At 45.1% G+C, this 24,149-nt stretch carries 18 protein-coding genes, 4 pseudogenes and 1 CRISPR repeat array; of the genes and pseudogenes, 9 read left to right on the top strand and 13 right to left on the bottom strand.

The genetic code is table 11. The features are described from left to right. Positions 1–17: 17 nt before the first annotated feature. The 5 genes and pseudogenes from DXA13_RS03660 to DXA13_RS03680 all read left to right on the top strand — a co-directional run bounded on the left by DXA13_RS03660 (position 18) and on the right by DXA13_RS03680 (position 5,606). Positions 18–1,615, top strand: a pseudogene (locus DXA13_RS03660) (alpha-glucoside-specific PTS transporter subunit IIBC). A 51-nt stretch (positions 1,616–1,666) separates the two neighbouring features. Continuing rightward, complete coding sequence (locus DXA13_RS03665; RefSeq protein ID WP_118241971.1) at positions 1,667–2,152, top strand: hypothetical protein; 486 nt, start codon at positions 1,667–1,669, stop codon at positions 2,150–2,152. 143 nt (positions 2,153–2,295) lie between these two features. Then, positions 2,296–3,627, top strand: coding sequence for a 6-phospho-alpha-glucosidase (locus tag DXA13_RS03670; protein WP_118241972.1), 1,332 nt, complete (start codon positions 2,296–2,298; stop codon positions 3,625–3,627). Between the two features lie 442 nt (positions 3,628–4,069). Further along, positions 4,070–4,867: a MurR/RpiR family transcriptional regulator gene (locus tag DXA13_RS03675; protein ID WP_118241973.1), complete on the top strand. Its 798-nt coding sequence runs from the start codon at positions 4,070–4,072 to the stop codon at positions 4,865–4,867. Beyond that, complete coding sequence (locus tag DXA13_RS03680) at positions 4,833–5,606, top strand: MurR/RpiR family transcriptional regulator (protein ID WP_118241974.1); 774 nt, start codon at positions 4,833–4,835, stop codon at positions 5,604–5,606. Before DXA13_RS03675 ends, DXA13_RS03680 begins: the two co-directional genes overlap by 35 nt. A gap of 284 nt (positions 5,607–5,890) precedes the next feature. Beyond that, a CRISPR array of direct repeats spans positions 5,891–6,122; the repeat unit is 33 nt; unit sequence ATTTCAATCCACACAGCCTTCGCAGGCTGTGAC. Positions 6,123–6,848: 726 nt separating this feature from the next. Here the strand turns inward: DXA13_RS03680 and DXA13_RS03685 are convergent. The 11 genes and pseudogenes from DXA13_RS03685 to DXA13_RS03730 all read right to left on the bottom strand — a co-directional run bounded on the left by DXA13_RS03685 (position 6,849) and on the right by DXA13_RS03730 (position 16,404). After that, positions 6,849–7,769, bottom strand: a complete 921-nt coding sequence (locus DXA13_RS03685) for a bifunctional riboflavin kinase/FAD synthetase (protein WP_118241975.1) — start codon at positions 7,767–7,769, stop codon at positions 6,849–6,851. Between the two features lies 1 nt (position 7,770). After that, entirely contained in the window at positions 7,771–8,718 is a 948-nt protein-coding gene (truB, locus tag DXA13_RS03690) for a tRNA pseudouridine(55) synthase TruB (protein WP_118241976.1), read from the bottom strand. Then, positions 8,703–9,152, bottom strand: a complete 450-nt coding sequence (locus DXA13_RS22740) for a DHHA1 domain-containing protein (protein WP_347559680.1) — start codon at positions 9,150–9,152, stop codon at positions 8,703–8,705. Before DXA13_RS22740 ends, truB begins: the two co-directional genes overlap by 16 nt. A 218-nt stretch (positions 9,153–9,370) precedes the next feature. Beyond that, positions 9,371–9,685, bottom strand: coding sequence for a DHH family phosphoesterase (locus DXA13_RS22745; RefSeq protein ID WP_347559681.1), 315 nt, complete (start codon positions 9,683–9,685; stop codon positions 9,371–9,373). A 52-nt stretch (positions 9,686–9,737) separates the two neighbouring features. Beyond that, complete coding sequence (gene rbfA / locus DXA13_RS03700) at positions 9,738–10,106, bottom strand: 30S ribosome-binding factor RbfA (RefSeq protein ID WP_118241977.1); 369 nt, start codon at positions 10,104–10,106, stop codon at positions 9,738–9,740. A gap of 35 nt (positions 10,107–10,141) precedes the next feature. After that, positions 10,142–12,800 (bottom strand): annotated as a pseudogene (gene infB / locus DXA13_RS03705) (translation initiation factor IF-2). Next, entirely contained in the window at positions 12,787–13,122 is a 336-nt protein-coding gene (locus DXA13_RS03710; RefSeq protein ID WP_118241978.1) for a ribosomal L7Ae/L30e/S12e/Gadd45 family protein, read from the bottom strand. The pseudogene infB and the gene DXA13_RS03710 overlap by 14 nt, the downstream one beginning before the upstream one ends. Continuing rightward, positions 13,112–13,384: a YlxR family protein gene (locus DXA13_RS03715; protein WP_118241979.1), complete on the bottom strand. Its 273-nt coding sequence runs from the start codon at positions 13,382–13,384 to the stop codon at positions 13,112–13,114. The genes DXA13_RS03710 and DXA13_RS03715 overlap by 11 nt, the downstream gene beginning before the upstream one ends. A gap of 22 nt (positions 13,385–13,406) precedes the next feature. Then, on the bottom strand, positions 13,407–14,576 hold the full coding sequence (nusA, locus tag DXA13_RS03720) for a transcription termination factor NusA (RefSeq protein WP_118241980.1): 1,170 nt from the start codon (positions 14,574–14,576) through the stop codon (positions 13,407–13,409). A 21-nt stretch (positions 14,577–14,597) separates the two neighbouring features. Continuing rightward, positions 14,598–15,061 (bottom strand): annotated as a pseudogene (gene rimP, locus DXA13_RS03725) (ribosome maturation factor RimP). Between the two features lie 176 nt (positions 15,062–15,237). Next, complete coding sequence (locus DXA13_RS03730; protein WP_118241981.1) at positions 15,238–16,404, bottom strand: amidohydrolase family protein; 1,167 nt, start codon at positions 16,402–16,404, stop codon at positions 15,238–15,240. Between the two features lie 503 nt (positions 16,405–16,907). Between DXA13_RS03730 and DXA13_RS22315 the strand changes: the two are divergent. The 4 genes and pseudogenes from DXA13_RS22315 (at position 16,908) to DXA13_RS03755 (ending at position 21,214) form a co-directional block, all read left to right on the top strand. Further along, positions 16,908–17,704, top strand: a pseudogene (locus tag DXA13_RS22315) (ABC transporter ATP-binding protein). Between the two features lie 74 nt (positions 17,705–17,778). Beyond that, positions 17,779–18,612 carry an ABC transporter permease gene (locus DXA13_RS03740; RefSeq protein ID WP_118242000.1) on the top strand — a complete coding sequence of 278 codons (834 nt, stop codon included), beginning with the start codon at positions 17,779–17,781 and terminating at the stop codon, positions 18,610–18,612. 188 nt (positions 18,613–18,800) lie between these two features. Continuing rightward, positions 18,801–20,174: an MATE family efflux transporter gene (locus DXA13_RS03745; RefSeq protein WP_118241982.1), complete on the top strand. Its 1,374-nt coding sequence runs from the start codon at positions 18,801–18,803 to the stop codon at positions 20,172–20,174. Between the two features lie 575 nt (positions 20,175–20,749). Beyond that, a complete protein-coding gene (locus tag DXA13_RS03755) occupies positions 20,750–21,214 on the top strand; it encodes a phosphatase PAP2 family protein (protein WP_243008952.1) in 465 nt (154 codons plus the stop codon). A gap of 133 nt (positions 21,215–21,347) precedes the next feature. Here the strand turns inward: DXA13_RS03755 and DXA13_RS03760 are convergent, their stop codons facing one another. Together DXA13_RS03760 and gpmI are read right to left on the bottom strand one after the other, a co-directional pair. Continuing rightward, the gene (locus tag DXA13_RS03760; RefSeq protein WP_118241983.1) at positions 21,348–22,127 is read right to left on the bottom strand and encodes an inositol monophosphatase family protein; all 780 of its coding nucleotides are present in this window, start codon (positions 22,125–22,127) and stop codon (positions 21,348–21,350) included. Positions 22,128–22,288: 161 nt separating this feature from the next. Further along, the gene (gpmI, locus tag DXA13_RS03765; protein WP_118241984.1) at positions 22,289–23,827 is read right to left on the bottom strand and encodes a 2,3-bisphosphoglycerate-independent phosphoglycerate mutase; all 1,539 of its coding nucleotides are present in this window, start codon (positions 23,825–23,827) and stop codon (positions 22,289–22,291) included. Positions 23,828–24,149: the final 322 nt, after the last annotated feature.

The following is a 24,149-nucleotide window of genomic DNA, read 5'->3' on the forward strand; positions in this document are numbered from 1 at the left end:
AAACTATGAAAGCTAATATCATGCAAAAGGTTCAGAGATTTGGCGGGGCCATGTTCACACCCGTTCTTCTGTTCGCTTTCGCCGGCGTATGTATCGGGGTAGGAACGCTGTGTACCACGGAGGCCATCATGGGAAGCCTTGCTTCACCTGACAGCATGTGGTATCAGTGCTGGAATGTCATTCTTCAGGGCGGCTGGACCGTATTCAACCAGCTTCCGCTGCTGTTCGTCATCGGACTTCCGATCGGAATGGCCAAGAAACAGAATGCCCGCTGCTGTATGGAGGCCCTCGTCCTCTATCTGACCTTCCACTATTTCCTGAGCACTATCCTGGCTCAGTGGGGCGGCGTCTTCGGCGTTGACTATTCTCAGGCTGTCGGCGGAACGAGCGGGCTTACAATGATTGCCAATATCAAGACACTGGATATGGGAATGATCGGAGCTCTGGAGTCTCAGGAATTGTAATCGCTCTTCACAACCGTTTTTTCGACACCTCCCTTCCCGAATGGATGGGAACCTTCAGCGGTTCAGCCTTTGTAGTGATTATCGGATTCTTCGTTATGCTTCCTACCGCTGTCGTATGTGCCTTTGTCTGGCCGAAAGTTCAGCTGGGAATGTTCTGGTTCCAGGGTTTTGTCGCCGGAACGGGGGCTGTCGGCGTATGGATCTTTATGTTTATGGAAAGGCTTCTGATTCCTTTCGGCCTGCACCATATCCTGTATTCACCATTTTATTATGATTCCGCAGTCGTTACCGGCGGTCTGTATACATACTGGGCCAACAAACTCCCGGAGCTGGCAGCTTCAACAGCATCTCTGAAGTCACTTGCACCAGAAGCGCGTTTCCCTCTTACAGGACTTTCCAAAATGTTCGGATGTCCAGGCATTGCTCTCGCATTTTATTCCACTGCAAAGCCGGAGAAAAAGAAAAAAGTTGCTGGACTTTTAATACCGATTACTTTAACCGCAATCTTATGCGGCGTCACAGAGCCGATTGAATTTACCTTCCTTTTTGTAGCTCCTGCCCTGTTCGTCGTACATGCGGTTCTGGCAGCAACTCTTGCCACCGTATCCTATATGGCAGGCCTCGTAGGCATATTTGCAGGAGGCGCCATTGAATGCGCAGCTCTGAACTGGATTCCTCTGATGGGTACACACTGGCAGACATACCTTTTACAGTTTTTAATCGGTTTTGCCTTTACAGCGATTTACTTCTTTGTCTTCCGATTCCTGATCCTGAAATTTGACTTCAAGACGCCCGGCAGAGAAGATGACGCCGAAAATGTTAAATTCTATTCTAAGCAGGAATACAGAGAAAAGCAGGCCGGCCAGGAGAATGGCACTGCAGATACGGCAGGGACGGGATCATCCGCAGCCTCTTCTGACAGTCTGGCAGCAAGAATTCTGGAAGCACTCGGCGGAAAAGACAATATCGATGATGTAACCAACTGTGTTACGAGGCTTCGCGTAAATGTAAAAAACGAAAACCTGGTGCAGGACGATAAATATTTTAAAGCAATCGGTACTCACGGCTGCATTCTCAAAGGCAAAAACTGTCAGGTAATCGTTGGACTGACCGTCGCCAAGGTCAGAGAAGAATTCGAATCATTCTTATAATACATTCATCAGACGCCGCAAAAGGCGCAGAAATATGGAGGAAAGAATATCATGAAGGATACCATAAAAATGCAAGGTCAGCGGAACCGTTACTTTCTCATTGCGGAGATTCTTCTCGCTGTATCTCCACTCATGTGTCTCGCATATTTCAGTGTTGGAAACGGCCCGGCTTCCTTTACACCGTCGGACTTTATCAGTGCAAATCCTGCTGCCGCAGTCACTTTCCTGGCTGCCATGCTGAATCCATTTGCGGCATATCTGCTGGATTATTCCAGAAAACGGATGGTTCTGGGCGATGAGGCATATGCCCTGGTCACTCTGATCGGTATAACCGCCGTAGAGGCCATTCTGATGAATGTGGCATATACGGTTATGATGACGGCACTTTTCTTCTATGTGAAGAAATCATGCAATACATCCATCCGATCTCTGAGAAAAGAATATACAGTAGCAAGACTCCTCGTCAATCTTTCCGGCTGTCTTGCCATGGCTCCCATAGCAGCCCTATGTATGTTCGCCCAGCTTCGCCTCGCATAAAACGCGAGACAGCGATGTCCCTTTTTATTCATCTATAAACAAAAGTAAGACTTTCATATGTAAATCTAATTGTAATTGTTATGCTGACCAGCAGCTGTTTCAGCTGCATCAAATAAAAATCAAATAATCAGGAGGTATTTACCATGCAAAAATATTCTATCACAGTAGCAGGCGGAGGAAGCACATTTACACCAGGAATCGTTCTCATGCTTTTAGATCATCTGGACCGTTTTCCTATCCGCAAAATCCGTTTCTATGACAATGACGCAGACAGACAGGAAACCGTTGCAAAGGCATGCGAAATCTATCTGAAAGAGCATGCCCCGGAAATTGAATTCGGCTATACAACTGACCCTGAGGCAGCATTTACAGATGTGGATTTCGTTCTGGCTCATATTCGTGTAGGAAAATATGCAATGCGTGAGACAGACGAGAAGATCCCGCTCCGCTACGGCGTTCTCGGCCAGGAAACATGCGGACCTGGAGGACTGGCATATGGCATGAGATCGATCGGCGGTGTAATCGAAATCCTGGATTACATGGAGAAATACTCTCCAAATGCATGGATGCTGAACTACTCCAATCCTGCTGCGATCGTCGCAGAAGCAACCAGAAGGCTGAGGCCAAATTCAAAAATACTGAATATTTGTGATATGCCTATTGATCTGGAAGAAAAAATGGCTCATATGTGCGGGCTGAAATCCAGAAAAGAGATGAAGGTATCCTATTATGGACTCAACCATTTCGGATGGTGGTCTAAGATTTATGACAAGGATGGAAACGACTTAATGCCACAGATCAAGAAGCATATGGCTGCTAATGGATTTGCCGACGCTCTCTCCGATTCCAACCAGCATGTCGACAAGAGCTGGATGGAAACCTTCCAGAAAGCCAGGGACGTCTATGCGGTAGATCCGGATACTATTCCAAATACATATTTAAAATACTATCTGTTCCCGGATTACGTGGTAGAACACTCCAATACAGAATACACACGTGCCAATGAAGTAATGGACGGCCGTGAAAAAACTGTATTCGGAACATGTCGAAAGATCATTGAAGCCGGCACGAGCAAAATTGACGGCGGATTTGAAGTAGACGCACATGCAACTTATATCGTAGACCTGGCCTGCGCAATTGCAAAGAACACTCAGGAGCGTTTCCTTCTGATCGTTCCGAACGAAGGAGCGGTAGAAAACTTTGATCGTACTGCCATGGTAGAAATTCCATGTATCGTAGGCAGCAACGGATATGAAAAAATCGTTCAGGGAGCCATTCCTCAGTTCCAGAAAGGTCTCATGGAACAGCAGGTAAGCGTAGAGAAGCTGACCGTAGAAGCATGGATTGAAGGCAGTTACCAGAAGCTGTGGCAGGCATTCACGCTCTCCAGAACCGTTCCAAGCGCAAGAGTCGCAAAACTGATTCTGGACGACATGATCGAAGCCAACAAAGGCTATTGGCCGGAACTGAACTAAAATACAGCAATCACATAATTTAGCATTGCCCCTGATATCAGATGAACAAACCTGGCAGCAGCCTCGGAAGGAAATCTGGTACTAGGGGCATTCTGACTTTACTTTTTCGGCAATCCATGTGCTGTCTTCTGGGCAGTATTTAAATTATTTTTCAGCAATTACTTTTATTTCCTTTTTTACTATTTTACTTTTGTATTTTCTTTTACATTTTCTTTTATATTTTCTGTTTTATTTTTTTGCTTATTTTCTGTTTATTTTCTTTCTTAATTTACTTTTTTCTTACCTCTCTCCTCTTCCGCCTTCTTTTCGTGCCTCTTATCCCTCTTTTTGCTGCATTCCATTATCATCTCAATTAATTTTCCATGGACATTTCTTCCGACTTCAAGTAAGATTATCATAAGATATGTTCGACTATATTCTGCCCACAGCCGGAGGTAGCCCTTTGAAATTAGAAGAATTGATTAATTCCCATTATGAAAAACTGAATGAAACGGATCTGCTCATCTGGAATTACATATCCTCTCACAGAAAGGAATGTGAAAAGCTGACGATCAACCAGCTGGCGGAACGCTGCTGCGTATCCAGAACCTCAATCATGCGTTTCGTAGGAAAGCTTTCTATTTCCGGCTACAGCGAGCTGAAGGTATATCTCAGGCTTGACAACGCTCACCCAGTCCCGCCTGCCAGGACCATTGACCAGGTATGCGGCGTATATCAGGATTTGATCCAGACAATGCGCGAAGCGGACTTTACTGATATCTTTCAGATGATTGACAGTGCGCGCCATCTATACGTATACGGAGCCGGCATGCTTCAGAGCGCTGTCCAAAAAGAGTTGAAGCGTGTATTCCTGACGGCAAATAAAATCTTTTTTGATATCAGCGGTCCAAATGAATCGCAGAAAATGGCCGGCGTAATTGGAGAAGATGACCTGGTTGTCATCGTATCCGTATCCGGCGAGTCAAAGGTAGTTCTGGATTTCGTAAAAACTCTGAGAATACGCAATATCCCCATCCTCTCCATCACGAAACAGAATGAAAATACACTTGCCAGAATGAGCCGCCATAATCTTTATGTCACAACAAAGACCTTTAATCTGCTTTACAGCGGAATCGATTATGAAACAGTGACCTCTTTCTTCCTTTTGATCGAGCTGTTGTTTTTGAAATACGTAGAATATGAAGAAATGCGAAAGGGGGATGGCCATGAGGCTGGAAGAACTGGTTGGACAGAAATATGACACGTTAAATGAGAACGACCTGCGCATTTGGAAATATATCCTCCGCCATAAGGAAGCCTGCAAAAAGATGGCGATCCAGGATCTTGCTGCTGCATGTAATCTTTCTCATACCACCATTCTGAGATTTGCCAGGAAACTCGGCCTGGAAGGCTACAGCGAACTGAAGCTATACCTGAAATGGGATGATGAAAGCACGGACGGGATAGGTCAGAATGAGATCACTTTGTGCTGTGAGGACATAGAGCAGACCATGTCATATCTCAGGAAACGGGACTGCAGCGATATTTTTGACCTCTTTGAGCAGTCAGAACGCATTTATGCCTACGGTACAGGGCAGGTTCAGAAGAGCGCTGCCGAGGAAATGAAAAAAAACTTTATATTTATGAATAAACAGATTGTCAATCTGGACGGCGAAGCAGAGATGAAGATCATGCTCAATTACTGCGGCCCACGCGATCTGTATTTCCTTCTATCCCATTCAGGAGAAAATCCATTTATCCTGAATATAGCGGAACAGCTGAAGAAAAAAGGCAGCCGCACGATCTCCGTCACAAGAGTGGGAAACAACTCCCTTTCCAGAATCTGCGATATCAGCCTTTTCTTTTACAATCACCTGGTAAAAACGGATAACTGGGACAATGAACTTTACATGACGTCACAGTACTTTTTAATTAATGAAATGCTCATGCTAAAATATATGGAATACCTCGCCAAAGCCAGGCAGTTGAAAGGATCATAACCGTTCCTCGTTCGCAACTGCTGTCTTAATCAAGCGAGGGTACTATGCCATCGAGTTAGGAAAAACAAAACAATAATGGTTCGGTTTATTAACAAAATTGAAAAGAGCGGAGTATGATTACGAAATTTTATCATACTCTGCTCTTTTTAATAATCTGACTTGTTAATAATCTGCCTAGACCTCAAGTTACATCTCATAGGCTGTGATACTGTCCCATCGGCAGTACGGAGCAAGTATGAACACTTCAATGCGTTACAGCCATCATATACAGCGCTGGTGGCTATATTCCAACCCATATAACCTTCGCAGGCTGTGACTTCGTACATATAATGGATATTCGTTTGATTTTGAATTTCAATCCACACAGCCTTCGCAGGCTGTGACCAAGTTTTAAACTGTAATCGGATGCGTTTTGCTATTTCAATCCACACAGCCTTCGCAGGCTGTGACGCACCGGCGATCAATCCGGCAACGGTTATTACAATTTCAATCCACACAGCCTTCGCAGGCTGTGACAGCAATTGTGCATAATTCTCATAGGCAATTCTTATCCCAATATCATACATAATACACAATTTTCTGTTCTTATTATACCACATACCTGTTTTATTTTAAATATCATGCCACTTATTCTGGTGCGAATCTCCTGAGTATTTATGTTTACTTGGGGTTCGCACCAAAAAGCCCATTGACTTTTCCCTCTTTTAAGAATAAAGGATATTTATAAAATGAATTTTTTTGTCGGTTACTTATTCTCGCCATCTTTACAGGCACTTTGGCTTTCGATCATTCAATACATCACTCTGCATCAAACTTTTGCTCGTAACCCGAAAAGTATGATAATCACTGATACGCTTTCATGTCTTCTGTTCATTATACAGGAAATTTGTACAGAAGAAAAGATATGCCCATAGATAAACTATACCTTCTCATTGCTATCAGAATTCGAACATGGCACTTCGCTGAAAAAACGCCGTTTTACTTTTTTAAAGACAGAGGATGCTGCAAAAGTAATATCCTATATGTTTCCGACATTAGAAACTGTTTTTAGTTCTAGCCCAGATATGATTTCTGTTCGAAGCCGTTTTCTTTTGCAGCACGCTCAGATAGATATGATAAAAGATGTGGAAACATTTCAAATAGATAAAAAAGCTTCTACTATATATATACGAAAAAAAAGAAGAACTGTTGCGTTAATTCTTCTTTTTTCGACAATTTTCGCTATATTCTATTTACAAAGGATTAAATCCCATATTTCAGACCGTCTTTTTTATCTTTTTCTATCTGAGCCTTCAGTTCATCCAAACTGTCAAACTTTTGTTCTGGTCTCAAAAAATGGAACAGCTGTACCTCTATTGTTTTTCCATATAGATCTCCGTCAAAGTCAACCAGAAATGTTTCTGCTCCTACAGGATATGTTCCTTCTACCGTTGGTTTTCTACCGATATTTGTGATCCCACGATACTCTCTGCCATCCGCAATCACTCTGGATACATAAACTCCAAACCTGGGAAGATGTTTTTCAGGAGGCGGCATCAGGTTGGCTGTCGGAAATCCAAGAATGCTGGATCCAATATGATTCCCATGCACGACCTTCCCATGAATGGAATACGGCGAGCCAAGCAGCTCATTTGCCTTTTCCATATTGCCCTTTTCCAACTCTTCCCGGATATAGCTGCTGCTGATATCCCTGTGATCTTCCTGTGCCTTTTCAATAACAGTCAGTTCAAATCCCAGCTGAGGTGCAAGTTTCTCGAGAAGTTCCACATTGCCAGCCCTGCGATATCCGAATCCACAGTCGGTTCCAACCACAATTGCTCTGGCGTTCATCTTTCCCATGAGAATCTTCTCTACAAATTCTTCCGGCGGCATATGTGACACTTCTTCTGTAAATGGATATTCGACCAGGTAATCCACCCCAGCCTGTTCCATAATATAACGCCGTTCTTCGTTTGTCGTTATAACAGTCTGTGGTTTTCTGTCTACAACCGCCCCCGGCGCTCTGCTGAATGTAAAGACAGCCACCGCAAGCCCCTGCTTTTCCTTATGGTCCAGCATAGCCTTCAGCAGCTTCTGATGCCCTCGATGGCGGCCGTCAAATTTTCCTATTGTCACAACTGCAGGAGTTTCTATGCGGAATTGGTCATTCTGTATATATTCCATGTCATTTTCCTCCTGCAAATATCTTCTGCGGCTGAAACCAGCGTTTTTCTTCTCTGTACTGATAGATTCCAATAAACGTTCTTTTGCTGTCATAGACCCGAACAGGAGTGTTTTTTATATCTGCCCCCTGCTCCTGATGATCCTGATCCTGCTGACTCGGGATCATTTTCAGTTCTGCCATATCACCATAGAACGGGTTTCCGTTATGCACGAGCTTGTCCCCATCTTCCCCTTTCATTACAAGAGAAGGGTATGCCTCCAGAACCAAGTCTACTGGCACAATGAATTCATCCAGACGTCCCTCGTCTCTCAACGCTTCGATTTCAGAGAGTTTCTTGCTGTCCTCCAGACGGAAACCACCCGTTTCTGTACGGAGCAGTTCTTCCATACAGCCGCAACAGCCTAGTGTTCTGCCGATGTCATGGCAGAGCGTCCTGATATACGTTCCCTTGGAGCATGAAACCGTCATTGTGACCCTTGGAATCTCCACTTTTTCAATCACGATCGAATGAATGGTAACCGGCCTTGCCTTCCGCTCAATGATCTGTCCCTCCCGGGCCAGGTCGCAGAGCTTCCTTCCGTTTACTTTCAATGCGGAATACATAGGCGGAATCTGGTCATATGGACCAGTGAAGCTCATAACTGCATTTCTGATTTCTTCCTCGCTGCAGATGACTTCTCTTTCATCCAGGGTTATCCCGCTGGTATCCTGAGTATCTGTTTCCCTGCCTAAAAGCAATACTGCACAATATGTCTTGTTCTTATCCGTCAGCATATCGCACAGCTTCGTTCCTTGGCCAAGACAGACAGGGAGAACCCCCTGTGCATCGGGATCAAGCGTTCCCGTATGGCCAATTTTCTTCTGTTTCAGAATACCTCTCATTTTTGCGACGACATCATGAGAGGTATAGCCCTTTTCCTTATATATATTAATTACTCCGTCGTACATTCCTTATCCCTCTCCTCCAGCTGTTTTGCAATGTGGAGAGACAGATTATTGACGACATCGTGGATTCTTCCTGACATAGTGCAGCCTGCGGCCCTTATGTGGCCGCCTCCGCCAAAGTAAGCGGCAATCTTGCTGACGTCCACCACATGGTTGGAACGCATGCTCACTTTGAATTCCTGTGAATTTGTCTCGTACATAAAAATTGCACATTCGACGCCTTCCGTAATCCGAAGCTGATCCACAATTCCGTCCATATCATTACTGTCCACACCGTAAAAGTCCATGTCTTTTTTTCTGACTACGCTGAAAATACAACGGCCATGCAGAAACGTGACGCTCTCTAAAAGAGCACGGCCCATAATCTGGTTCTGAACATACGTCTTCTTATAAAAGCTTTGAGTAATGATGTCAGAAAATGCAATTCCCTTTTCCATCAGCTTTCCTGCAATTTCCATTGTCTTTGCAGAAGTGTTGCTGTGCTGGAATACACCTGTGTCATGGACAATTCCAGTATAAAGGCATTCTGCAGTCTCTTTTCCTATTCTTTCAGGATCAAACAGTTCGTTGTACAGAACTTCACAGGTCGAACTGGCCTTTTCTGCTACGATATTTTCTGCCCCATATCTCGTATTCGTTATATGATGGTCTACAACTAGGCTGTCCTTTGCTCCCTCCAGAAGGGAAGGAACGTTCCGAGCCTTTCTCTGTCACCGCTGTCCAGGCAGATGCACAGGTCGGTCTGGGCAGGATTTTCCGGCATTTCTGTCTGAATCGCATTAAAATATCTCATATACTGAAATTTTTCAGCCGGCGGCTCCAGATAGATCGTGATATTCACATCAGGATACTGGTCTTTTATATAATTATACAGCCCCAGGCATGATCCTACGCAGTCTCCGTCAGGATGTATATGACCCAGAATAACTGCTGTTTTTACGCCCTGAAGTTTATTTTCCAGAAAGCCCATACTCCATTCCTCCTTGTCATTAATCTGTACTGCTTCTTTTGTTCCTGCACTGCTATTCTTCTTCCTTCGTATTCTTTGTCACTTCGTCAATCAACTTTGACATATTCACGCCGTATTCAATGGACTGGTCCAGAACAAATTTGATTTCCGGCGTATTCCGCAGGTTGACTCTATGAGCCAGCTCGCGGCGGACGTAGCCGACCGCACTCCTCAGACCTTCAATCGTCGCTTTGGCTGCTTCCTCATCACCCAGCACACTGACATAAGCCTTGCAGTATTTTAAGTCTGGTGTCACATCAACTGCAACTACCGTTGTCATTGGGTGAATCCTGGGATCCTTGATCTCACTGCGGATAATCTCGCTGAGCGTTCTCTGGACCTCCATGTTGATTCGTGTATTCTTTATACTGTTTTTACGCATGTTGCCCTCTCTCCTTCAGGAGAGGCGGAAGGTTCCTATCTTGGAACTTCCACCATCATATATGCTTCTACCATATCGTCTTCCTGAATATCATTGAATTTTTCAAATACAAGACCGCATTCGTATCCAGTTGCAACTTCCTTCACATCATCCTTAAAACGTTTCAGGGATGCAAGTGCTCCGTCGAAGAGTTGTTCTCCGTCCCTCGTTACTCTGCAGGAACAGCCTCTCTGGAACTTTCCGTCCATTACATAGGAACCGGCAATTGTTCCGACGCCGGAAGCCTTGAAGGTCTGACGTACAACCGCATGACCGATTACTTTCTCCTCAAATACAGGATCCAGCATACCCTTCATAGCCGCTTCTACGTCTTCAATAGCCTGGTAAATTACGCGGTACAGTCTGACGTCAACTTTTTCGCGCTCTGCGATCGATTTGGCCGTTACATCCGGCCTTACATTAAATCCGATAATTATGGCATTAGATGCCGAAGCAAGGGTAACGTCAGATTCATTGATCGCGCCTACGCCTCCGTGGATCACCTTAACCATAACCTCTTCATTGGAAAGCTTTGTAAGGCTCTGCTTTACAGCCTCGACAGATCCCTGAACATCGGCTTTGACAATGATCGGCAGTTCCTTCACATTTCCAGCCTTGATCTGTGTGAAGAGATCATCCAGAGATAGCTTCATCTTTGTCTCTTCCAGAAGTTTATTCTTGCCTTCAGAAATAAAGGTCTCTGCAAAATGTCTTGCTTCCTTGTCGCTGTCCATTACCATAAAGATCTCGCCGGCGTTCGGAACATCATTCAGTCCAAGAATTTCTACTGGTGTGGATGGACCTGCTTCTTTCACACGGCGTCCCTTATCATCCATCATGGCACGGACTTTTCCGTAACAGGAGCCGACCGTAATATTATCTCCGATGTTGAGCGTGCCCTTCTGAACGAGAACAGTCGCAACCGGACCTTTTCCCTTGTCGAGTTCGGCCTCAATAACAAGACCTCTCGCATTCCTGTTCGGATTTGCTTTTAATTCCTGCACTTCTGCAGTAAGCAGAACCATTTCCAGAAGCTCTTTAATACCTTCCTTCGTATGGGCTGATACAGGAACGAAAATTGTGCTGCCGCCCCAGTCTTCCGGAACGAGTTCATACTCAGCCATCTCCTGTTTCACGCGGTCGATATTTGCACTTGGCTTATCGATTTTATTGACAGCAATGATGATTTCTACTCCTGCCGCCTTGGCATGTTGATCGCTTCCACCGTCTGCGGCATAACTCCGTCGTCAGCTGCTACTACGAGGATCGCGATATCAGTTGCCTGGGCGCCTCTCATACGCATTGCCGTAAATGCCTCATGTCCTGGAGTATCCAGGAATGTAATCTTCTGTCCGTTGATCTCAACTACGTATGCGCCGATATGCTGCGTAATGCCGCCGGCTTCTTTCTCCGTCACATTGGACTGGCGGATCGCATCCAGAAGAGAGGTCTTGCCATGGTCAACGTGCCCATAACGCAGACTACTGGCGGTCTTCCTACCATGTCTTCTTCCGACTCTTCCTCTTCCTTAAGAAGTTCTTCAATTACATCGATCTTCTTTTCTTTTTCACAGAGAACTTCATATTCCAGTGCAATTTCTTCTGCCTGTTCATAGTCGATTTCCTGATTCAATGTAACGATCTTTCCCTGAAGGAACAGTTTCTTTACAATAGCAGACGGCTGAAGCTTCATCTTTTCAGCCAATTCCTTAATCGTAAGGATCTCCGGAATTACAATTGATTTAACAGTTTCTTCTACCTTAGGTTCTACTTTCTGAGGCATCTGGAACGGATGCTTGGATATCTTTCCAGTCTTTGCCGTCAGATCTTCCTCTCTGTCTCTCTTATCGAATTTATCGTTTTTATAGTTTTTATTCTGTACACGGTTGTTCTGTGGCTTTGCCTGGATCGGCGTATCGAAAGAACGGCCTCCGTCCCGCTTTACTCCGGCCTGACCCTGCGGACGGCCTCCGTCACGGCCCTGACCATTAAAATTACGGCCTCCGCCGAATCCGCCCTGGCCCTGCGGACGATTACCCTGGTAGCCTCCCTGGCCCTGCGGGCGATTTCCCTGATAGCCTCCCTGACCCTGCGGACGGTTTCCCTGATAGCCTCCCTGATCGCCCTGCTGCGGACGGTTATTCTGGTAGCTTCCCTGGCCTCCCTGCTGCGGACGGTTATTCTGGTAGCTTCCCTGGCCTCCCTGCTGTGGACGGTTATTCTGATAGCCGCCCTGGCTTCCCTGAGCCTGGCCTGCTTCGCGTCCCTGATAAGATCCGGAAGGAGCTGAACCTCCCTGAGCCGGACGGCTCTGTCCGCTTCCCTGTGGACGTGGTGTATGCATATTCTTCATCTGCTGGGAATTTTGCGGGCGGAAAACTGCTGCAATTTTCTTCTTAGGAGCTTCTCCGTCTGCTTTTACCCCATCACTTTTCTCTGTATCTGTCTTAGGTGTTTCTCTTTTCGGCGCCTCAGCCTGACGTGCCGGCTCTGCCGGTTTTGCTCCGCCCTGTGCCATTTCTTTTTTTACCATTGAAATCTGTTCATCATTAATATTGGACATGTGGCTTTTCACCTCCGCATGGTTCTTTTGTAAAACCTCGAGTATCTCTTTATTTGTTTTTCCTAACTCTTTTGCCAGATCATTTACTCTCATACTTACTACCTCCGTTAAAATTCAATTGCTTTACCATTGCCTTCGAGAACCCTTCATCCACAATTGCCAGGGAAGCCCTCATTTCCTTTCCCATAGCGTGGCCCAGTTCTTCTTTTTTACCAAAAATGTAAACGGGGACTTCATAGTAAGTACACATATTGGTAAACATCTTCCTCGTGTTGTCTGAAGCTTCTTCCGAAATGATTACCAGAAAAGCCTTTCCGGTCTTGACCGCCTTTTCTGTGGAAAATTCGCCGCTGACTGCCCTTCCGGCCTTTGTTGCCAGACCAATCAGATTAAGCACCTTCCTGTTATTCTCCAAGCTTTCCCATCTCCTTTTCCAGTGTCTCATATACTTCTTTCGGAATAGCCATTTTAAAGGACCGTTCCAGTCCCTTATTTTTCACTGCCTTCTGAAAACATTCCATAGCCGGGCACACATAAGCGCCTCTTCCGTTCTTCCGCCCTGTCGTATCCAGGATAAATTCATCCTCAGACGTTTTCAGCACGCGGATCATCTCTTTTTTATTTTTCATTTCGCCGCAGCCGATACACTGCCTCAGCGGAATCTTTTTCGTACTCACTATCGATCACTTCCCATTCCTGCTATTCCTGATACTCCTCCTGGTTCTCCAGGAAATCTTCTGCCGGATATTCACCGTCTTCCCGGAGCACTTCCTCCTGATATGAACCTTCTGTTTCCGTCTGGCCTTCCAGTCCCAGTTCTTCAAACAGGCCCATTTCCCTTGCCTGCGTCTCACTCTTGATATCAATCTTATATCCTGTCAAACGTGCAGCAAGCCTTGCATTCTGTCCTTCTTTACCGATAGCCAGGGAAAGCTGGTAATCCGGTACAATCACCTGTGCTTCTTTTTCATCTTCATCTGCTACAACGCAGATCACCTTTGCAGGGCTTAATGCATTTTCGATCAGATATGCAGGATTGTCATCCCAGTTGATAATATCAATCTTTTCGCCTCTCAGTTCATTCACGATAGAATTTACTCTTGCTCCGTTTAATCCGACACATGCTCCCACCGGATCAACGTTGGCGTCATTCGAGCTGACAGCGATCTTCGTTCTGGAGCCTGCCTCTCTGGATATAGCGCGGATTTCCACGGTTCCGTCCTTGACTTCCGCAACCTCGGATTCAAACAGCCTTTTTACAAGATCAGGATGTGTTCTGGATACGGAAATCCTCGGCCCCTTCGGTGTATCCTTCACTTCCAGAATATAGAGCTTCACGCGTTCTGTCGGCTTGAAGACCTCACCCTTGACCTGTTCGGATTCGTTTAAAATCGCATCCACTTTTCCTAAATTAATGCTTAAATTTTTGCCCAGGTATCTCTGTACAATACCAGTAACCACATCTTTCTCCATATTGTAGTATTCGTTGTACAGAACTTTTCGTTCCTCTTCGCGAATCTTCTGGAGAATGACATTCTTGGCATTCTGTGTCGCAATACGTCCAAACTCTTTGGATTTAATCGGGATCTGAACAATATCTCCGAGATCGTACTTTGGCGCAATCATTTTTGCCTCTGCCAGGCTGATCTGAAGCATGGGATCTTCAACCTCTTCTACAACCTCTTTTTCTGCAATTACAGAAAAATCGCCTGTCGTCGGATTGATATTCACCTTTACGTTATCGGCCTTTCCGAAGTGGTTTTTACAGGCTGTAAGAAGCGAGTTTTCAATTGCCTCCAGCAAAGTATCCTTGCTGATATTCTTTTCCTTTTCCAATAAATCAAGCGCTTCAATCAGTTCCTTATTCATTTTTTTATCCTCCTACCTGTTTCAAAAATCAAATGCTAATCGGATTAATGCGATCTCCGGACGTTCAAATATGATTTCTGTTCCCTCTTCTTCAATCGTCACTGTATTCCCGTCAAATGCTTTTAACATTCCTGTAAATTCTTTTCTCTTTTCCCTCGCACGGTAAAGTCTGACTTCCACGTCTTTTCCAATGCTTCTTACAAAATCCTTTTCCTTCTTCAGCGGTCTGCCCAGTCCAGGGGAGCTGACTTCCAGAATATAGCTGTCTTCGATAAAATCCTCTTTGTCCAGCCATGCGCCAAGCTCCTGCTGATAACCTCACAGTCATCCACGGAAATGCCGCCTTCTTTATCGATATAGGCTCTCAGATACCATGTGCCTGCTTCCTTTATATATTCCACATCCACAAGTTCGAAGTTATGTTCTTCCATCAGCGGCAGCAGATACTTCTCAACCTTAGATTCATATGTTTCTTTTCTTGTCATAGATACCACCTCTTTTCTTCCATGTACCATACCTACGAAAAAGAGTGGACGCGGCGTCCACTCTTTCTAGTATTCTATCATGTTATCGTATGTAGTATATCACTGTAATATGCGAATTGCAAGGATTTTCAGTCATTTTCTTCAAATCCGGCCGTGACTGCACATCAGGCTGCCTTTCAGCGCACCCATTTTCCTTCCTTCATCACATGCTCCACATGCTCCAGTGTTCCTATATTCTCAACCGGATTCTCAGAAAGAACGATCAGATCAGCCATCTTTCCCTTCTCCAGAGTTCCGTATTTATCGTCAACCTTCAGAAGTTCAGCTCCTGTCTTTGTAGCTGCCACAATGGCTTCCATGGCTGTCATGCCGTTATCCACCATCAGCTCCAATTCACGGAAGGACTGGTCATGCCTGTTAAGAGGTGTACCCGCATCTGTACCCATGGCAATCTTGACGCCAGCCTTAAGTGCTTTGCGGAAACTCTCTCTGTGAACATCCAGCACCAGTCTGGCTTTTCTCATAATGAAATCAGGAAGTCCGGCCTGATCGCCTCCTTCGACGATTACCAGCGGAGCCAGAAGCGTCGGAACGAGGTATGTGCCTCTGTCCAACATCATCTGAATCACTTCATCATCCAGATAAATTCCATGCTCGATGGAATCGATACCTGCCATTACGGCATTCTTAATTCCCGTAGTTCCCTGCGCATGGGAAGCGGTCCGTTTATCCGCACGATGTGCTTCCGCAACAGCCGCAGCCATTTCCTCCATAGTAAGCTGGGCAGCTCCAGGTTCAACGCCTGGCGTAATCACGCCGCCTGTAGCCATAATTTTAACGACGTCGGCTCCATTTTTTATAATCGTTCTGGCTGCCTTCCTGCATTCGTCTGTCCCGTCAGCCTCGATCCCCGTCATATAGCCATGGCCGCCTGTCATGGTAATGAACGGCCCTGAAACGACCATGCCGACTTTCTGTGTAAGTCCCTTGTCCATGGCCCGTCTGATCTTTACATCTGCATAATTTTCCGTCCCCAGATTACGGATATATGTAACGCCGGACTGGAGCAGGCTGTCGATATTGGACAGACAGAACAAAATCCATTCCACATCTGAAAGGCTGTCTTTCTTCCCATAAGGATCATCGCCGATGTGAACATGGGCATTGATCATTCCCGGCATAACCGCTTTATCGGAATAGTCCAGTACCTCATCTCCGTCATCTGCCGTAAAAGAATCTGCAATATCTGTAATCGTTCCGTTTTCAATCACCAGTACCTTGTTCTTCTGTATGTCTCTTCCCGTGCCGTCGATTAAAGTTCCTGCTTTGATATACGTTTTCATGTGTCTTCCCTCGCCCTTTCTTCTATTTCTTCTATAATATAGACCTCTGCAGTCCAATCATGTTTCCAGACCCCTGCGCCCTGCGGTTATTGTGTCATATCCGCTCTGCGGTCATTATACCGCTTTCCTTCCGTTCCTTCAACTGTCATTTCGTCAATACTTGATAATTTTCTTTTCCTGGAATATAATAGGACTTGTTCCCCGGTTCTGGGAAGAGTGCATGTCTGTATATCAGATGTGTACAGCTGGTGTCTAAGCTCACTTACAAATATCCCTTAGAAACACGCAGCTGCCGGAGAACTTTTTTTTATTTTCCGCCGAACGTATGTGAGGGGGACTTTCCTCTTTTTCCGACGAACGCATGTAAGGAAGACTTTCTTCTTTTTTCCACCGAACGCATGCGAAGGGGACTTTCCTCTCCTGTCCCTTTTTCTGGCACATCCGCCCTGTTTTCACATATGATAACAATATACCAAATATCATTCTATACAGGGAGGCAGCCTATGACACCACTCTTTCCGCCGAACGCACGTGAGGGGGACTTTCCTCTTCTTGATGTCTGCGGGGTCAGTTATTCTTACCATTCTTTTGAAGGCGAGACCCTGGCCCTTTCCAATATATCCTTTACGGTTGACAGAGGGGAATTCATCGCTGTTGTCGGTCCGTCCGGCTGCGGCAAATCTACCCTTTTATCTTTAATCAGCGGCCTTCTCATACCTGATGAAGGCTCCATTCTTTTAAACGGCAGGCCTGTTACCGAATCGCAGGGTGCAGTCGGCTATATGCCGCAGCGCGACCAGCTTTTCGAATGGCGCTCCATATTTTCCAATGCAGCCTCGGGCTGGAAATCCAAAAGAAAATCAATCCGGAATCCATCCAGAAGCTCCATTCTCTGCTTAAAACATACGGCCTGGCCGATTTTGAAAAAGCACGTCCATCTGCTCTTTCCGGCGGTATGCGTCAAAGAGCTGCATTTATCAGGACTCTTGTAATGGAGCCTGAACTTCTGCTTCTCGATGAGCCTTTTTCCGCCCTTGATTATCAGACAAGGCTGTCTGTCTGCGACGACATCAGCCTGATGATTAAAAGCACTCATAAAACAGCCATACTGATTACCCACGACCTTTCTGAGGCAATCAGCATGGCTGACCGTATTATTGTATTATCCGCACGGCCGGGATCCATGCGAAAAATCCTTCCGATAACATTTGAAAATGCTCAGACACCTCTCAACAGAAGGAATGCTCCTGAATTTCCTTCTTATTTTAATCAGCTGTGGAAGGAGTTGAAAAAATCATGAGCCAGCCGCTGAATAATCTTTCTGACACACCGCGTGACGCCGGCCTCCATACCGCCGACGTCATTACGGAGCCTATGGACCAACCTGTTTTTTCAGGCTCTGAACGGTCTGCATTAAAATTTGCCGTTTCACCGGCTCAAAGAGAATTTCTTTTGAAAGAACAGTTTTACAGGCGTAAAGTTACCATCCTTCGCTCTATGCTGCTTGTTCTCTTCCTCGCTCTGTGGGAACTCGGTGCGCAGACAGGAGCCATTAACGATTTCATCTTCAGTTCTCCTTCCAGAATTGCCAGATGTTTTCTCACCATGGCAGAAGGAGGCACAATTTTCTTCCATATTGGAATCACGCTTTTCGAAACACTGCTGAGTTTTCTGCTCGTAGTATTTCTCGGATTATTATGTTCCCTGCTTCTATGGATGTCAAAGAGCTTTTCCGACGTAATGGAACCATACCTGGTTGCCTTAAACAGCCTGCCTAAATCTGCCCTAGCCCCTCTTCTGATCGTATGGCTTGGCAATAATATGAAAACCATCATTGTTGCAGCCGTTTCTGTAGCTGTATTCGGCTCCATTATGACGCTGTTTACCAGCTTTAGACAGACCGACCCGGAGAAAATCAAGCTGATCTATTCTCTGGGCGGTAAGAGGAAGGATGTGCTTTCCAAAGTACTCCTTCCCTCCTCCGTCCCGATTATTATCAGCAATATGAAGGTCAACATCGGCCTCTGTCTTGTAGGCGTCATCATCGGCGAATTTCTTGCCGCCAATGCAGGATTGGGGTATCTGATCATATACGGGCAGCAGACATTCCGTATGGATCAGGTCGTAATGTCAATCGTAATTCTGTGCCTTGTATCCGCTGTGCTCTATCAGGGAATCACCTTACTGGAGAAAAAAATACAGCACTGATTCGCATATCGATAAGTTTACCGCCCGGCAGCCCCGTTCAGGCCGCCGGGTATTTTTTACACATAATAAGCAGCACTTTCTGTAAATTTCGTGAATATTGATGATTGTAAAACAGCTGATTTTCCTATAAAATCTTATAGACTTACAGCAAAAAATGAAATTGCTCGATTACTCCAGGAGGAACTTATATGAACCAGAAAAAATCCGCTGCACCTGTGAAAGAAATGACTTCCGGCAGTCCCGCAAAGCTGATTCTCGGATTCGCTGTCCCTATGCTATTAGGCCTTTTATTCCAACAGTTTTACAGTATGGTCGATACAGTCATTGTCGGAAAATTTCTGGGAGTGGAAGCCCTTGCGGCCGTAGGCTCTACAGCTGCAATTAACTTTATGGTCAACGGATTCGTGATCGGCGTCTGTTCCGGATTCTCCATCCCTGTCGCACAGCGTTTCGGGGCGCAGGATTACAAAGATATGAGGAAATTTACGGCCAACGCCGGATGGCTTTCCATTATCTTTGCCGTCGTCATGACAGCCGCCGTCAGCCTTCTGACCCGTAACATTCTTATATGGATGCAGACGCCCGGCAATATTATCGACGGCGCCTACAATTATATTTTTATTATCTTTCTGGGTATACCAGCTACCTTCCTGTACAACATCCTGGCAGGCATTATCCGTGCATTAGGCGATTCCAAAACGCCCGTGTATTTTCTTGTTTTTTCCAGTATTCTCAACATTGCTCTGGACCTGATCCTGATTGTCTGGGTAAAAACAGGCGTTTCCGGTGCCGCCTATGCCACGGTCATTTCACAGGGCGTTTCCGGCCTGCTGTGCCTGTGCTATATGAAAAAGAACTTCGACATCCTTAAACTGAAAAAAGAAGAAATGGCATGGAGCGGACGCCATGTGTACACACTCTGTAAAATGGGCGTTCCAATGGGGCTGCAATACTCGATCACTGCCATCGGCTCTGTCGTTATTCAGACTGCCATCAACAGTCTCGGTTCTGTTGCCGTCGCTTCTGTTACAGCAGGACAGAAAGTCAGTATGCTCTTCTGCTGTCCCTTTGATGCTCTTGGCGGAACCATGGCTACATATGCAGGCCAGAATGCAGGAGCCGGGAAAATTGACCGAATTCAGCAGGGCGTTAAGGCTGCAACTGTGATCGGCTCGGTTTATTCCGTCGCTGCCTTTGCCGTGCTGTTTTTCTTCGGAAACATGATACCGCTTCTGTTCGTAAGTGCCAGCGAAACTGTTGTGATTCACCAGGCCCACCTGTTTCTGATCTATAACTCCCTGTTTTATATTCCTCTTGTATTCGTAAATGTGTGGCGTTTCACGATTCAGGGAATGGGCTTCAGCCTTCTGGCCGTAATAGCAGGTATCTGTGAAATGTTCGCTCGTGCCTTTGTCGGTTTTGCTCTCGTCCCCATTTACGGATACATCATCATCTGCTTCGCTTCCCCCCTTGCATGGCTCTGTGCGGATGCCTTCCTCATTCCGGCCTTCTGCCACTGCGTTCGCCGTATGAAACGGCTGATCGGAGGCTCTAACGTTTAAACTCACGAAAGATTTCCTCATAAAAATTGCGATGTGCCTCTCCTTTTCGTTGCTATTATTCATATGTCCGTATATAATCAGGGATAATACCCATAAAAGGACAGTTAAGCTTATGGATTATATATCTGTCCCGGAAGCATCGAAAAAATGGAGGATTTCAGAACGTCGGGTACGGAGAACTTCAAGGCAACAATTTTTAACATGTAAATCTTCTGTCAATTACTCATTTATCAAATATAGATATTGGAATACATTGGACTATTTATTTACTTTTAATTGGACTTGGAATTGCCAGACTTGCTTTTATTTCTTTTGATAAAGAACGCCTGTGTAGCATTATCTCAAAAGTTTCTGTCGCAACAGGGGTGGTAGCAATCTGTTTATTTGCTGCGGCGAGAGAACCATATGCAACGATACTGCTGTTTTTGTTTTTTGCAGGAAAGATATTTTTATTGCTACAGCAAAGCAGGACAAAATAAATAGTCTTAAATCCCTTAAAAATAGGCTCTGACACGATAAGCGTCGGAGCTTTTTTCTATTGCGACAGCAGGTTTCTTGTACTTCGAGCTACGTGGATGGATACTCAAATTGAGCTTGCAAGCAATTTATCACAACAAAAAGAAAGGAATGTATACTATGCAAAAGAAATCAAAGAAATGTATCATTATAACTGGAATTCTGTTTCTAATTTTTATGCAATCGTCATTTTATTTTATGTGTTCTTTGAATTTGTAATCATCAATTATAGACCGGTAATTCTCTCTCACAGTTTAGAAGCATCTTTTCCGTCCTCTCATACAGTGATTGTAATTTGTATTATGGTCACAGCAATGTTGCAGTTTCATTATTTACGTGACAAGAAAGTTTGTCTATGGACAATAGATATAGCTTCTGTTTTGATTATTGTAGTAACGGTAGTAGGAAGACTTATATCGGGAGTTCATTGGTTTACTGACATCGTGGCAGGCATTTTACTCTCATCAGCGTTAGTTACTCTCTATTATTCCATCCTAAAATATATAGAGGAAAAGAAGGGCTAAAAATAAATAATCCCGTATACTGCTTTAACGACGGCAAAAGAAAAAAAGCCGTCGTAAAGCAGATATTGTCATGTGTTTAAAAAAGCGGATGACGGTTCCCAGGATGATCGGAATGATTGAGCCATGAAATCTGTCAGAACCGATTCAGCACTTCATCCCTTAGAATCGTTCCGATCGTTCCGTTACTGGCCAGTATCTGCGACGGTTCCCCAATCCGAATACTGTCTCCCTGATAGTCGGTTACCGCTCCTCCTGCCTCTTCTACCAGCAGAAGGCCAGCCGCGTAATCCCATGGCTTTAAGGAATATTCATAGAATGCATCGATTCTTCCGCAGGCTACGTAAGCCAGATCCAGTGCTGCAGAACCGCCTCTGCGAATATCCTGACAGCGAAGAAATGTTTGCTGCATCTGTCGGAAGTTTCTTTCTGCCAGCTCTTTCTGATAGGGACTCGTTCCTATGGAGATCAGGCTTTCTTCCAGCGTTTCGGCCTTTGTCACATGGATTTGCTTTCCGTTTAAATATGCGCCACAGCCACGCTTCGCATAGAAGATTTCATTCGTGTACGGCTGATAAATGATTCCCATAGTCATAACCTTATTTTCACACAGTCCCAGGGATATCGCACTGTGATGATAATCATGAATCAAATTCGTTGTTCCGTCCACTGGGTCCAGAATCCATACAGCCCCGTTAAAGTCGATCCCGGAGTTGTCACGTTCTTCTCCCATAAACTGTATCTTCGGATATTTTTCCTTTAATCGTTTCTCCAGGAATTCTTCCACTGTTTTATCTACTTCAGTCACATAATCAGCAATCCCTTTTACTGTAATCTGATGAGCTTTCGCTTCGTCATCAAAAAAAGGCGCCGCCTCGCGGATAACCGCGATCACATCTTCGGTACGAATTTCCATACTATTACCCTCTTTTATACGGATGCAGGAAGAATAAAAAGGAGTACCCCCGATACCAGATGGAGTGACTTGGCCACTGCCTCAAAATGATTCCGGCATCGGGGGCATGTTGGTTGTTACCTATCCATCCTCCTCTTTTTTCCTTACATATACTATTTCAGTTATTTTACAAGCAGTGACTTTCCTGTCATTTCTTTCGGCTGTTCCATACCCATCAGCTCAATGAGCGTCGGAGCGATATCTGCCAGGCAGCCGCCTTCTCTGAGCTTATAGGACGGATCTGCATTAACAAGAATAAACGGAACAGGATTCGTCGTATGGGCCGTAAACGGATCACCAGTCACGTAGTCGACCAGCTGTTCTGCATTGCCGTGATCTGCGCAGATAAACATAACGCCGTCCACTGCTTTTACTGCCTCAACTGCGCGTCCAACGCATTCATCGACCGCTTCAATTGCCTTGATCGCCGCTGCTTCTACGCCTGTGTGACCCACCATGTCCGGATTAGCAAAGTTGATAATGATTACATCATATTTATCGGATTTAATTGCCTCTACAAGCTTATCGCAAACAGCAGGCGCGCTCATTTCCGGCTGCAAATCGTATGTTGCTACCTTTGGAGATTTCACAAGGATTCTGTCTTCTCCCTTATTCGGCTCTTCCACGCCTCCGTTGAAGAAAAACGTGACATGTGCATATTTTTCTGTCTCTGCAATTCTGGCCTGTGTCTTGCCATGGGCAGCCAGGAATTCACCAAATGTATTCGTTATGCTCTGTTTTTTAAATGCAACCAGCTTATTTGAAATCGTCTCGTCATAATCTGTAAAGCATACATAAACGAGATCCAGTCTCCTGGAACGTTCAAATCCTTTAAATTCATCATCACAGAAAGCTCTCGTAATTTCTCTTGCACGGTCTGGGCGGAAATTATAGAAAATAACGGAGTCATGGTCTTTAATGGAAGCAACTGGACTGCCGTTCTTCATCACGGCGAATGGAATAACAAATTCGTCGGTCTTATCGTCGTCATAAGAAGCCTGAATACCTGCTGTCGCACTCTCTGCCGTGCTGCCCTTTCCTTCTGTCAGAACTCTGTAGGCTTTTTCTACTCTGTCCCAGCGGTTGTCTCTGTCCATCGCATAGTAACGGCCCATAACAGTTGCCACTTCTCCTACGCCGATTTCTTTCATTTTTGCTTCCAGCTCTGCAACATAATCCTTACCGGATGATGGCGGCGTATCACGCCCATCCAGGAAGCAGTGTACATAGACGTTCTTCAGACCGTTTCTCTTCGCCAGTTCCAGAAGTCCGTAAATATGTGTATTGTGACTGTGAACGCCTCCGTCTGATACAAGGCCGAACAGATGAAGTGCCGAATCATTGTCCTTACAATTTCTGACAGCGGCCAGAAATGCCTCATTGTCAAAGAAATCTCCGTCCTGAATGGATTTGGTGATCCTCGTCAGTTCCTGATATACAATTCTTCCTGCCCCCATATTCAGATGACCCACCTCTGAGTTGCCCATCTGTCCGTCAGGCAGACCTACCGCCATGCCGCTGGCATTTCCCTTAACAAAGGGGCACTGGCTCATCAGCTGATCCATAATCGGGGTTCTTCCCTCACATACCGCATTATGTTCACAATTATTATTTAATCCATATCCATCAAGTATCATTAATACTACTGGCTTTTTGCCCATGAACGTTCTCCTTTCAGATTATGCTGCTTTTCTTTAAATCTCGCCTTTTAATCTTTCCTTATTATGATATCCATAATGGATATCATCTATTTCCTTATTCTACATGATTTATAAAATACTTGCAACGGGTGAATGATATTTTTTTGACGAATTTTAGACTATTATTTCGGTGATTATGGTTTATTTTTTCATATAGTATCGGTTGTACGGCTCCATCTTTTCTCCTACATTCCCGTAACATTGCAGCTTTTTAATATAATTTTAAATTTATGCCCAAACAAGAAGTTTAAATTTTATATGTTATATATAACATTATAATTAT

It is taken from the genome of Clostridium sp. AM58-1XD, assembly GCF_003464085.1.
In the GTDB taxonomy this organism is placed as follows: Bacteria; Bacillota; Clostridia; order Lachnospirales; family Lachnospiraceae; genus Lachnoclostridium_A.

Bases quoted from the DNA above. Each gene is read 5' to 3' on its own strand.
- DXA13_RS03665 (WP_118241971.1), top strand. From the start codon at position 1,667: ATGAAGGATACCATAAAAATGCAAGGTCAGCGGAACCGTTACTTTCTC.
- DXA13_RS03670 (WP_118241972.1), top strand. From the start codon at position 2,296: ATGCAAAAATATTCTATCACAGTAGCAGGCGGAGGAAGCACATTTACA.
- DXA13_RS03680 (WP_118241974.1), top strand. From the start codon at position 4,833: ATGAGGCTGGAAGAACTGGTTGGACAGAAATATGACACGTTAAATGAG.
- DXA13_RS03685 (WP_118241975.1), bottom strand. From the start codon at position 7,769: ATGGAATATATACAGAATGACCAATTCCGCATAGAAACTCCTGCAGTT.
- truB (WP_118241976.1), bottom strand. From the start codon at position 8,718: ATGTACGACGGAGTAATTAATATATATAAGGAAAAGGGCTATACCTCT.
- DXA13_RS22740 (WP_347559680.1), bottom strand. From the start codon at position 9,152: ATGGAAAAGGGAATTGCATTTTCTGACATCATTACTCAAAGCTTTTAT.
- DXA13_RS22745 (WP_347559681.1), bottom strand. From the start codon at position 9,685: ATGGGCTTTCTGGAAAATAAACTTCAGGGCGTAAAAACAGCAGTTATT.
- rbfA (WP_118241977.1), bottom strand. From the start codon at position 10,106: ATGCGTAAAAACAGTATAAAGAATACACGAATCAACATGGAGGTCCAG.
- nusA (WP_118241980.1), bottom strand. From the start codon at position 14,576: ATGAATAAGGAACTGATTGAAGCGCTTGATTTATTGGAAAAGGAAAAG.
- DXA13_RS03730 (WP_118241981.1), bottom strand. From the start codon at position 16,404: ATGAAAACGTATATCAAAGCAGGAACTTTAATCGACGGCACGGGAAGA.
- DXA13_RS03740 (WP_118242000.1), top strand. From the start codon at position 17,779: ATGGACCAACCTGTTTTTTCAGGCTCTGAACGGTCTGCATTAAAATTT.
- DXA13_RS03745 (WP_118241982.1), top strand. From the start codon at position 18,801: ATGAACCAGAAAAAATCCGCTGCACCTGTGAAAGAAATGACTTCCGGC.
- DXA13_RS03755 (WP_243008952.1), top strand. From the start codon at position 20,750: ATGGATACTCAAATTGAGCTTGCAAGCAATTTATCACAACAAAAAGAA.
- DXA13_RS03760 (WP_118241983.1), bottom strand. From the start codon at position 22,127: ATGGAAATTCGTACCGAAGATGTGATCGCGGTTATCCGCGAGGCGGCG.
- gpmI (WP_118241984.1), bottom strand. From the start codon at position 23,827: ATGGGCAAAAAGCCAGTAGTATTAATGATACTTGATGGATATGGATTA.